The organism is Actinacidiphila paucisporea (genome assembly GCF_900142575.1).
Classification (GTDB): Bacteria; Actinomycetota; Actinomycetes; order Streptomycetales; family Streptomycetaceae; genus Actinacidiphila; species Actinacidiphila paucisporea.
This window is the reverse complement of the sequence record NZ_FRBI01000056.1, coordinates 1-11,027: the sequence shown is the minus strand read 5'-3', so window position 1 is coordinate 11,027 and position 11,027 is coordinate 1. Positions and strand designations below refer to the sequence as shown.

Genomic DNA, 11,027 nt, shown 5'->3' with positions numbered 1-11,027 from the left:
ACACGCTCTCGGTGGACTCTCCCGCACGGGGTCTGCAGCCGCCACCCAGCCTACCAGCGTGTTCCGGGCGGCGGCCGATCCGACATTCCGGTCGACATTGCCCCTGATGTGGCTTTTGGTGGTAACCAACAGCTGTCGTCATTGGTTGGAGGGACCGTGCAGACCGATATCGATCCGCGAAGCCTCATCGGCCGCCGCGCCTTCGACCGTGACGGTACGAGGATCGGCACGGTCGACGAGGTGTACCTCGACGACGCGACCGGTACCCCGGAGTGGGCGGCCGTGAGGACCGGCCTGTTCACCCGCGACGCGCTCGTACCACTGGAGCCGAGCGAGCTGGTGGACGACGCCCTGCGGGTACCGTACAAGAAGTCCCTGATCAGGGACGCGCCGGACTTCGGCGTGGGGCGGCACCTGTCGCCCGAACAGGAGTTGCAGCTCTACCACCACTACGGCATGGACGTGCCGAGGGTCTCCGACCGGGAGCAGGGCGGAGCGCGCGACTTCGGCGAGCTGGCCAACGGCGACCGGCGGCCGGGCGGCAACGGCTGACCGCCCGGGCCGTTGCCTGCGGATCGGCGAGACCGTGATGGCGCGCGCTGCGCCGAGCGGCGCCCTCAGCGGCCGGCCGGGGACGGGTGGCCGGTCAGCGCGGGCGGGTCGGTCCTGGACAGGGCGGGGTCGTCGACGGAGAAGGTGCGCACCCGGCCCGGCTCGGTGTCCGAGGGCACCTCGAAGCGGATGGTGACCCGGCCGACGCCGCTGCCCTGGACCCACCCAGCGCCGTGGTCGCTGTGCTCGACGTCCTGGCCGGGCAGCCAGCGGTTGGCGTGCTCGGCCTCCGGCGGCGGGGTGGCCGGCAGCTCGGGCGGGGCGTCCCGGCCGGGCCCCGGGCCGGGCTCCGCCTCGCGCAGGGCCTGGGCGGCCTGCGCGAAGAGGTCCTCCTGGGTGAAGTCGGCCAGGCCGGACACGCCGACGCCGAGCAGCCGCACCCCGCCGGTGGTGTCGACGGCCTCGGCGAGCCTGCGGGCGGTCTCCTTGACCACGGCCGGGTCGTCGGTGGGCGCCCGCAGCGTCTCGGAGCGGGTCAGCGTCGAGAAGTCGTACCGCCGGATCTTCACCACCACCGTCCGCCCTGAGCGGCCCGCGCCGCGCAGCCGCTGGGCGCACCGGTCGGCGAGCCGGTCGACCTCGTAACGCACCCGGGCCCGGTCGGTCAGGTCGGTGTCGAAGGTGTCCTCGACGGAGATCGACTTCACGTCGCGGTCGGCGACCACCGGGCGGTTGTCGAGGCCGGCGGCCATCGCGTGCAGCGAGCTGCCGTGCGCCTTGCCCAGCAGCCTGATCAGTTCCGGCTCGCCTGCTTGCGCGATCTCGGCGACGGTGAGGATGCCGGCCCGCCGCAGATGCTCCGCGGTGGCCGGCCCCACGCCCCACAGGGTGCGCACCGGCAACGGGTCGAGCAGCGCGCGCTCGGTGCCCGGTTCCACCACCACCAGGCCGTCCGGCTTGGCCTGCTCCGAGGCGATCTTGGCGAGCAGCTTGGAGCCGGCCAGGCCGACCGACGCGGTCAGCCCGGTCGCGGCCAGGATGTCGGCCCGCAGCCGCTGGGCGACCGCCCGCGGGTCGCCGGCCAGGTCGCCCGCCTCCAGGTCGACGAAGGCCTCGTCCAGGCTCAGCGGCTCTATCAGCGGCGAGACCTCGGCGAGCAGCGCCATCACGATCTCGCTGATCCGCCGGTAGATGCCGAAGCGCGGCACGAGAAATGCGGCATTGGGGCACAGGCGCCGGGCGTGCGCCATGGCCATCGCGGAGTGGACGCCGTGCACCCGTGCCTCATAGGACGCGGTCGCGACCACGCCGCGGGGTCCGAGCCCGCCGACGACCACCGGCTTGCCCCGCAGGCTCGGCTTGGAGGCCTGCTCGACCGCGGCGAAGAACGCGTCCATGTCCAGATGCAGGATCGTGGGCGTACTTCTCACACCCTCGATCGTGCCGCATACCGCCGACAATCGCCGTACACGTGTACGGCATGGCGTCCGGCGCCCGCAACGGCCGTACGGGACCGGGCGGGGCCGGCGGGCTCAGACCGCCCGGTTGCGCCGCCTGGCCAGCTCGTCGGCGGGATTGTGGCCGACCAGGGTCTCGCCGGTGTCCACCCGCTCGCCGTGCAGCTCGGACAGCGAGCTCTCGACGTCCCGCCAGACGACGCCCACCGCGATCCCGAAGACGCCTTGACCGCCCTGGAGCAGGTCCACGACCTCGGCGGGCGAGGTGCACTCGTAGACCGTGGCGCCGTCGCTCATCAGGGTCATCCTGGCCAGCTCGGCCGGGCCCACCGAGCGCAGGTGCCTTACCGCCGTCCGGATGTTCTGCAGCGACACGCCGGTGTCGAGCAGCCGCTTGACGATCTTGAGCACGACCACGTCGCGGAAGCTGTACAGCCGCTGGGCGCCCGAGCCGTAGGCCGGGCGGACGCTGGGCTCGACCAGGCCCGTACGCGCCCAGTAGTCCAGCTGCCGGTAGGTGATGCCGGTGGCCGCGCAGGCCGTGGGGCCGCGGTAGCCGACCTGGTCCGGCTCGGGGTCGCCGGCAGGTGCCGTCGGCACCCCCGCCGTCCCCGGCTCAGCGGCGCGGGCCAGCGCCCCCAGGGGCGGATACGGGCCGCCGATCGCCGAACCGTCGCCGGTGCTTCTCACGCCGCCCTCCGTCCCTCACGTCCCGAACGGCGCGCGCACGTGCCACGGGACTTTCCACATCGACGGTAGGCAGTCACCAGGGGTGCGTCAACGATCGCCACACTCGCCACGCCGAGTGAAAGTCACCCCAGGAGTGGTTTGATGTGACCGGCACCGGGAACGCCTCCACGAATGGCCTCCTGGCAACCTTGCCCGGACCGGCTCACTGGTTGCTGGTGCCGAAATCCTCCGGAGAGATCTGGTCGAGGAACTCGCGGAATTTCTCCACCTCGTCCTCCTGCTCGTCCGGGATCGCGATCCCCGCGTCGTCCAGCACCCCGTCGCTGCCGTAGATCGGCGTCCCGGTGCGCAGTGCGAGCGCTATGGCGTCCGAGGGGCGGGCGCTGACCTCGACACCGCTGGCGAAGACCAGCTCGGCGTAGAAGACGCCTTCCCGCAGGTCAGTGATGCGGACCTCGGTGAGCGTCTGCCCCACGGCTTCCAGTACGTCCTTGAAAAGGTCGTGCGTCAGCGGTCGCGCAGGCGTCATTCCCTGCTGCGCGAAGGCGATGGCGGTGGCCTCGCCCGGCCCGATCCAGATGGGCAGGTACCGGTCGCCTCCTACTTCACGCAGGAGCACGATCGGTTGATTGGAGGGCATTTCCACCCGGACACCCACAACATCGAGCTCGTTCACACGTCAACCCTAGGACGTGCCCGCCGGGTTTGGGTAGTCGGGCACCCCGGGCGCCGCCTGCGGGTGTCGCTCGAACAGCGGGAATACGCGGTCAGCGCAGCCGCAACCGCAGTGCGGAGCGCACCATCGCGGCGTGCAGCCGCACCGACAGCTCGGCCAGCTCCTCCGCGGTGACCTCGGCGTGTCGGCGGGTTTGCGGGTTGCGGTGCCTGCGCAGCGGCGCCACCAGCTGCTCCACCAGACCGGCCTCCCGCTCCGCGGCCGCCTTCACGGCCCGCAGATGCCGCGGTTCCAGGCCGTAGCGGCCCAGGTCGGCGATGAGCCGGCCGATCACCACCGTCTCCGCGTCGTAGCCGCCGTCCCCGCCGGCCTCGACCAGCCCGTAGGACTCCCACTGGTCCAGCTCCGCCGCGTCCGCCCCGGTGGCCGCCAGAAGCTCCGCACGGCCCATGCGCAGCTCCTGGGGGGCGTGCAGGGCCGCCTCGGGGTCGTCCGGCGGCCGCGGGTCCACCTCACCGCCGGACCGGCCGGGCAGCACGGGCTGCTCGCCGCGGTCCAGGCCCTCCAGATGCTCCTTGATCACCCGCAGCGGCAGGTAGTGGTCCCGCTGCACCCGCAGGACGTACGCGAGGCGCTGCACGTCCCGCGCGGCGAACTTGCGGTAGCCCGACGGGGTGCGCTGCGGTTCGACCAGGCCCTCCGCCTCAAGGAAGCGGATTTTCGAGATGGTGACCTCGGGGAATTCGTCCCGCAGCTGCGCCAGCACCGCGCCGATGCTCAACAGTGCGCCGTCCGTGGTGGCGGTGCCGTCCCCGGCACCGCCCGGCGTTCGCTGCATGAGCACCTTCCTGGACGGTGGTGGCCCCCGGACGGGTCCGGAGGCTCAGATGCCCCGCTGGCTCGAGTAGAAGACCAGCCGGTACTTCCCGATCTGCACCTCGTCACCGCTGGACAGCGTCACCGAGTCGATCCGCTCCCGGTTGACGTAGGTGCCGTTCAGGCTGCCCACGTCGGAGACGGTGAAGTAGCCGTCCTGGCCGCGGCGGAATTCCACGTGCCGCCGGGACACCGTGACGTCGTCCAGGAAGATGTCACTCTGCGGATGCCGTCCGGCCGTAGTCAGCTCTCCGTCCAGCAGGAAGCGGCTGCCCGAGTTCGGCCCCCGGCGCACCACCAGCAGAGCGGAGCCCGGCGGCAGCGCCTCGACGGCGGCCTGCGCCTCGGGCGACAGCGACGGCATGACGGTCTGGCCGGTGGCCTCCGCCTCGTACGCCTCGATGCCCGAGATCGAGATCGTGGACGTGGTCTCGGAAGGGCGCTCACCCTGAGCGCCGCCCGGGCGCAGCGGAGCGCCGCAGTTGGAGCAGAAGCGGCTCGCCGCCGCATTCGTGAAGCCGCACCTGCCGCAGACCGGCAAACCGAACCCTCCACCCGTGGTCGAGGTTGATGGTGCCCCGGAACCTATGCGAGCGGAGGATGCGGGGTCAACAGGCGCCACGCCGGGCGCACCGGAATATCCGCCCCTGCCCTGCCCCTCGTTCCTGAACAGCGGGCGGTCGGCGGACTGCTCGTCCTCCGCCAGTCCCCGTGGCGCGCGATGCCGTGCGGTCGCCGGGTCACCCGACTGCCGCGCGCTCTTGCCGAACAACTTCCCAAACCACTTCACGGGCGATTCCCCTTGAACGACGCAGACCCGCCCGTAAGGCAGGACGAACCCTCACTACACACAGTTTCCACCACGCAACAGTCCACCGATGCCCCGACCCCCCGCCTCACCGGGATGACGACCGAGCGTAGTCAGGCTGCTTCAACGGCCGCAAGGCGTCCACGACGATCTTCTGCGACCTCACCACCTCAGCCGTGGCCTGCTCCTTCTGCAGCGTCTGCACCACCCCGCCGGGGATGTTCAGCGCCGGCTCCAGGTCCTGCGGATTGCCGATCACCTTGAAGACGTACGGCGCGGACACCTGCCGGCCGTCGATCAGCACCCCGCCGGTGGTGTCGGCGAAGTACGTGTCGGCGACCACCCGCACCTGGTTGATCTGGATCGCCTCGGCGCCGGCCGCCCGCAGTTCCTGCAGCGTGTCCAGCAGCGAGTCCGCCTGGACACCGCCGTTGGGATCGGTGATCGTCAGGGTGATACCCGGCCCCTCGGCCGCGACGGTGCCCGCCAGGATACCGAGCTGCTGCTCCTTCTGCCGCGTCTGCTTGAGCGCCTCGGCGGCCTGGTCGGAGCTGGACTGCAGCTGGCTGCGCTGGGTCTCCAGGCCGCGCTTCTCGTCCTCCAGGCGCTGGGTGCGGTTGTCCACCTCGGTGAGGATGCGGACCAGGTCCTCCTGGCGGGCGCCGCGCAGGGGCCCGCCGTTGTTGCTGGTCGTGTTCACCTGGATGGCCAGGCCCAGGCCCAGCACGAACAGCAGCACCGCGACCGTCAGCTGGGCACGCGAGGCCCGCGGCGGCCACAGCCCGGCGACCAGCCGCTGCCGCCCGCTCGGCTGCGGCGCGACCGGCGCGTCGGCGTCGCGGGCCGCGTCCTCGGGCGCACCATGGGGCTCGGACAGGGCGTGGGACCCGGGATCGGTACGGGGCTCGGGCTCGTGCTCGTGCTCGGTAGGAAACGCGGGCTCGGGACGGGGCTCGTGGTTGTGCTCGTCACTCATGCCGCGGTCACGCCCGGAAGACGTGGCGGCGGATGGCCGCGGCGTTGGAGAAGATCCTGATCCCGAGCACGACCACCACACCGGTCGACAGCTGCGCGCCGACCCCGAGCTTGTCGCCGAGGAAGACGATCAGCGCGGCCACGACCACGTTGGACAGGAAGGAGACCACGAAGACCTTGTCGTCGAAGATCCCGTCGAGCATCGCCCGCAGACCGCCGAAGACGGCGTCCAGCGCGGCGACGACGGCGATCGGGAGATACGGCTCGACCCCGGTCGGCACCACGGGGCGCACCACCAGTCCGACCACGACTCCGACGACGAGGCCCAGTACGGCGATCACTACGAACCCTTCCCTGTTGCGGCGGTGTCCGCCGGCCCGCTGCTGCCCGCGACCGGCCGGGCGTGGCGCACGATCAGGCTGGGCGCGGCCGCCAGGCGGACGTCCTTCTCCACGGTGACGCTCGCCCGGATTCCGTAGTTCTCCTCCAGCACGTGCAGATACTGACCGTCCGCACTGTCCTGGAACGCCGTGCTCAGCTTTTCCCCGTCACCGATCGCCAGCACCGTATACGGCGGCACCAGCGGTCTGTTGTCGACCAGTATGGCGTCCCCGGCGGCCCGGATGGCCGACAGCGCCGTCAGCCGCTGCCCGTTGACGCTGATCGCCTCCGCACCGGACGCCCACAGGCCGTTCACCACCCGCTGCATGTCGCGGTCGCGCACCCGCCCGGTGTCGGAGAACCCGCTGCTCTCCCGCGGGCCGCCGGTGTCGCCCTGTGCGGCCTCCTTGGCGTCGTCCACGACCAGCTTGACCCCGGGGCCGTGCACCGGTGTCGCGCCCGCCGGCAGGTCGAGCTGCGCGGTGGCGGCGCCGCCGTGGTCGCGCAGCGCGGCACGCTGCTCGGCGGACACGGTGTCCCGCAGGCCGTCGACGCTCTTCTGCAGGCCGTCCGCGCTCCTGGTCTCCGCCTGGACGCGGTCGATCAGCTTCTGCCGCTCCTTGGCCTCGGTGGGCGCCGCCCGATGCGCCTGGGCGGCCCCCACGGTGACGACGATCGCGGCGAGCAGCAGGCCGGCGGCAAGCCCCACCCGGCCGCTCAGCGAGGTCGGAAGCCGCGAGGTGCCGACCTGGCCGCGGCGGGCGGCCGCCTCGGCGTACCCGTCGTCGAGGGCGTGCTCCATGACGTTCGTGAGCAGGAACATCGAGGCGTCAGGCCGCCGCTGAGCAGCCCCTGGCACGGGGCTGCTCCGATCGGGTTGCGGCTGCGGCATGCCGCACATCGTCGCACGTCGGGAGCACCACACTCGAATGGCCCCCTCACGGCGTGCCGTTCGAGTGCGCGCTCACCTCCGGGCCACCGCTCGGCCTGCCCGCGGGCTGGTGTGCGGCACCCTTCCGGGTCACTCCTCGGCGCCCTCCACGATCTGCGACCACTCGTCGAGCAGTGCCTGCGCGGAGGCGTCGTCGGGGCCTTCCGCCCACAGGTGGGTGACCGCTTCCGCCGGGTCGGGCAGCACCATGACCCAGCGCCCGTCGGGCTCCACGACCCGTACGCCGTCGGTGGTGTCCACCGAGCGCTCCCCGGCCTCCTCGACCACCCGGCGCATCACCGAGCCCTTGACCGCCCACGGGGTCGGCACATCCCGCTTCAGCACGTGCGCCTGCGGGATGCGGGCGTCGATCTGGCTGAGGGTGAGCTGAGTGCGCGCCACCAGGCCGATCAGCCGCACGAAGGCCGCCGAGCCGTCGAAGACGCTGCTGAACTCGGGCACGATGAAGCCGCCGCGGGCGTCACCGCCGAAGATGGTGCCCTCCTCGCGGCCGACCCGGGTCAGGTCGTCGGGCGACGTCATCGTCCAGGTGACCTGGGTGCCGTGGTAGGCGGCCACCTGCTCGGCGATCCTGGTCGTGGTCACGGGAAGCGCCACGTGCCCGCTGCGCCGCTCGGCGGCCACCAGGTCGAGCAGCACCAGCAGCGCCCGGTGGTCCTCCACGATCCGCCCGCGCTCGTCCACCAGCGACAGCCGCTCGCCCACCGGGTCGAACCGCACGCCGAAGGCCGCCCGCGCCGACGACACGATCTCGCCGAGCCGTACGAGCCCGGCTCTGCGGGTCTCCTCGGTCTCGGTGGGGCGCGCCTCGTCCAGGCCGGGGTTGACCATCAGGGCGTCGACGCCGAGCCGGCCGAGCAGCGAGGGCAGCACCAGGCCCGCGCTGCCGTTGGCGGCGTCGACCACGACCTTCAGGCCCGACTCCGCGATACCCGAGATGTCGACCGCGCGCAGCAGCGCGCCGGTGTAGGAGTCGAAGACCGTCGAGGGGAAGCGCAGGTCGCCGATCTCGCCGGGGAAGGCCCTGCGGTACTCCTGCCGGGCGAAGACCCGGTCGAGTTTGCGCTGGCCGGCCGCCGACAGGTCGGCACCGCGCTCGTCGAAGAACATGATGTCGAGCGAGTCGGGCCGCCCGGGCGAGGTCCGGATCATGATGCCGCCCGCACTGCCGCGCGCGGTCTGCTGGCGGGCCACCGGCATCGGAACGTTCTCCAGGTCGCGCACCTCGATCGCGCTGGTCTGCAGCGCCGAGATCACCGCCCGCTTGAGCGCGCGCGCACCACGGGAGTGGTCACGGGCCGTGGTGACGGTGGCGCCCTTCTTGAGCGTCGTCGCATACGCCCCCGCCAGCCGGACGGCCAGCTCGGGTGTGATCTCGACGTTCAGGATGCCGGAGACGCCGCGGGCGCCGAACAGATGCGCCTGGCCGCGCGACTCCCAGATGACCGAGGTGTTGACGAACGCGCCGGCCTCGACGGTCTTGAAGGGATAGACCCGGACGGTGCCCGCGATGATCGACTCCTCACCGATCAGGCACTCGTCGCCGATCACGGCCCCGTCGTCGATCCGGGCGGCCCGCATCACGTCGGTGTTCTTGCCGATGACGCAGCCGCGCAGGTTGGTCTGCGGACCGATGTAGACGTTGTCGTGGATCACGGCCTTGTGCAGGAAGGCACCGCTCTTCACCACGACGTTGGAGCCGATCACGCTGTGCTCGCGGATCTCGGCGCCGGCCTCGACCTTGGCGTAGTCGCCGATGAACAGGGGCCCGCGAAGGATGGCGTCCGGATGCACCTCGGCGCCCTCGGCCACCCACACGCCGGGGGCGATCTCGAAGCCGTCGATATCGACGTCGACCTTGCCTTCGAGCACGTCGGCCTGGGCCTTCACATAGCTCTCGTGAGTGCCGACGTCCTCCCAGTAGCCCTCGGCGATGTAGCCGTAGATGGGCTTGCCCTCCTTCATCAACTGAGGGAAGACATCACCCGACCAGTCGACCGGCACATCGGCCTCGACGTAGTTGAAGACCTCGGGCTCCATGACGTAGATGCCCGTGTTGACGGTGTCGGAGAACACCTGGCCCCAGGTCGGCTTCTCGAGGAACCGCTCGACCTTGCCCTCGTCGTCCACGATCGTGATGCCGAACTCCAGCGGATTGGGCACGCGGGTCAGGCAGACGGTGACGAGACCGCCCTTCTGCTTGTGGAAGGCGATCAGCTCGGTGAGGTCGAAATCCGTGAGCGCGTCACCCGAGATCACCAGGAAGGAGTCGTCCTTGAGGGCGTCCTCGGCGTTCTTGACGCTGCCCGCGGTACCGAGGGGCTTCTCCTCGTTCGCGTATGACAGCTCCATTCCAAATTCCTCACCGTCCCCGAAATAATTTTTCACGAGGGACGCGAGGAACTGGACTGTGACGACCGTCTCAGTGAGACCGTGCCTCTTGAGCAGCGTCAGAACGTGCTGCATGATCGGCCGATTCACGACGGGGAGTAGAGGTTTGGGCATGCTTGAGGTCATTGGGCGAAGGCGGGTACCTTCGCCGCCGGCCATAACAACCGCTTTCATGTCGGAAACATCCTCCTCGTGACTCAGTCAGCCGTGGTGTCCGCCCTCACAAGTCGGCGGACCTGCACCACGTAGAGGATCCCTGCCCACCAATACAGGGTTGTACCCCAACCAGTGAAAGCCCAGCCGAAAACAGCCGCCAGTGTCGCGAGCCACCCGCTGCCGTCGCTCAGCAGCAGCAGCGGAAAGGCGTACATGAGGTTGAAGGTAGCCGCTTTCCCGATGAAGTTCACCTGGGGTGGGCCGAAGCGGTGTCTCCTGAGAATCAGCAGCATCACCGCCATCATCGCCTCGCGGGCGAGCAGCAGGACGGTGATCCACAGCGGCAGGATGCCCCGCCAGGTGAGTCCGACCAGCGTGGACAGCACGTACAGCCGGTCGGCGGCGGGGTCGAGCAGCCGGCCGAGGTTGCTGATCTGGTTCCAGCGGCGGGCCAGCTTGCCGTCCAGGTAGTCGCTCACCCCGCTGAACAGCAGCACCAGCAGCGCCCACCCGTCGGCCTTGGGGCCGCCGAACTCGGGCCACAGAATCAGCCACAGGAACACGGGCACGCCGACGAGGCGGGCCATACTCAGGATGTTCGGGATCGTGAAGATCCGATCCGTTTGCACCCGTGTCTCCTGGACCTCCACCGGGTCCCCTCCTGCTGTATCTTCGTGCGAACGTTGCGGGCCGACTCTATCGCAGGCACAAAAAAGGCCTGGCCCCGGATCAAGGATCCGAGGCCAGGCCTCTAATAATTGTTCGGCGGTGTCCTACTCTCCCACAGGGTCCCCCCTGCAGTACCATCGGCGCTGAAAGGCTTAGCTTCCGGGTTCGGAATGTAACCGGGCGTTTCCCTAACGCTATGACCACCGAAACACCATGAAACACACACCACACCCCACACACACCACCTGACGGTGGTACGGGAGTGTGGTAGCTGGTTGTTTCAGAACCACACAGTGGACGCGAGCAACTGAGGACAAGCCCTCGGCCTATTAGTACCGGTCAGCTCCACCCCTTACAGGGCTTCCACATCCGGCCTATCAACCCAGTCGTCTACTGGGAGCCTTACCCCATCAAGTGGGTGGGAGCCCTCATCTCGAAGCAGGC

The 11,027-nt window shown here is 70.3% G+C and carries 11 protein-coding genes and 2 rRNA genes; 1 reads left to right on the top strand and 12 read right to left on the bottom strand.

Annotation, left to right across the window (positions count from 1 at the left end; genetic code table 11):
* Nucleotides 1-156 precede the first annotated feature (156 nt).
* On the top strand, nt 157-552 hold the full coding sequence (locus tag BUE44_RS35155; RefSeq protein ID WP_073503078.1) for a PRC-barrel domain-containing protein: 396 nt from the start codon (nt 157-159) through the stop codon (nt 550-552).
* A gap of 65 nt (nt 553-617) precedes the next feature.
* Here the strand turns inward: BUE44_RS35155 and BUE44_RS35150 are convergent, their stop codons facing one another.
* The 12 genes from BUE44_RS35150 to BUE44_RS35095 all read right to left on the bottom strand — a co-directional run.
* Entirely contained in the window at nt 618-1,982 is a 1,365-nt protein-coding gene (locus BUE44_RS35150) for a DNA polymerase IV (protein WP_073503077.1), read from the bottom strand.
* A gap of 102 nt (nt 1,983-2,084) precedes the next feature.
* Entirely contained in the window at nt 2,085-2,699 is a 615-nt protein-coding gene (locus BUE44_RS35145) for a MerR family transcriptional regulator (RefSeq protein ID WP_073503076.1), read from the bottom strand.
* A 202-nt stretch (nt 2,700-2,901) separates the two neighbouring features.
* Entirely contained in the window at nt 2,902-3,375 is a 474-nt protein-coding gene (locus tag BUE44_RS35140) for a bifunctional nuclease family protein (protein WP_031518684.1), read from the bottom strand.
* Between the two features lie 91 nt (nt 3,376-3,466).
* Nucleotides 3,467-4,213: a transcriptional regulator FtsR gene (gene ftsR, locus BUE44_RS35135; protein WP_073503075.1), complete on the bottom strand. Its 747-nt coding sequence runs from the start codon at nt 4,211-4,213 to the stop codon at nt 3,467-3,469.
* Between the two features lie 45 nt (nt 4,214-4,258).
* The gene (locus BUE44_RS39700; protein WP_322941070.1) at nt 4,259-4,792 is read right to left on the bottom strand and encodes an FHA domain-containing protein; all 534 of its coding nucleotides are present in this window, start codon (nt 4,790-4,792) and stop codon (nt 4,259-4,261) included.
* Nucleotides 4,793-5,147: 355 nt separating this feature from the next.
* Complete coding sequence (locus BUE44_RS35125) at nt 5,148-6,035, bottom strand: DUF881 domain-containing protein (protein ID WP_079190365.1); 888 nt, start codon at nt 6,033-6,035, stop codon at nt 5,148-5,150.
* A gap of 7 nt (nt 6,036-6,042) precedes the next feature.
* Nucleotides 6,043-6,375, bottom strand: coding sequence for a small basic family protein (locus BUE44_RS35120; protein WP_033175851.1), 333 nt, complete (start codon nt 6,373-6,375; stop codon nt 6,043-6,045).
* A complete protein-coding gene (locus tag BUE44_RS35115; RefSeq protein ID WP_107415955.1) occupies nt 6,375-7,316 on the bottom strand; it encodes a DUF881 domain-containing protein in 942 nt (313 codons plus the stop codon). The genes BUE44_RS35120 and BUE44_RS35115 overlap by 1 nt, the downstream gene beginning before the upstream one ends.
* A 120-nt stretch (nt 7,317-7,436) precedes the next feature.
* Complete coding sequence (locus BUE44_RS35110) at nt 7,437-9,932, bottom strand: mannose-1-phosphate guanyltransferase (protein WP_073503072.1); 2,496 nt, start codon at nt 9,930-9,932, stop codon at nt 7,437-7,439.
* A 23-nt stretch (nt 9,933-9,955) separates the two neighbouring features.
* Nucleotides 9,956-10,564 (bottom strand): CDP-alcohol phosphatidyltransferase family protein, encoded by a 609-nt coding sequence (locus BUE44_RS35105; RefSeq protein WP_073503071.1) that lies wholly within the window; start codon nt 10,562-10,564, stop codon nt 9,956-9,958.
* A gap of 110 nt (nt 10,565-10,674) precedes the next feature.
* Nucleotides 10,675-10,791 (bottom strand): 5S ribosomal RNA (gene rrf / locus BUE44_RS35100).
* A 101-nt stretch (nt 10,792-10,892) separates the two neighbouring features.
* A 23S ribosomal RNA gene (locus BUE44_RS35095) occupies nt 10,893-11,027 on the bottom strand; the annotation flags it as partial.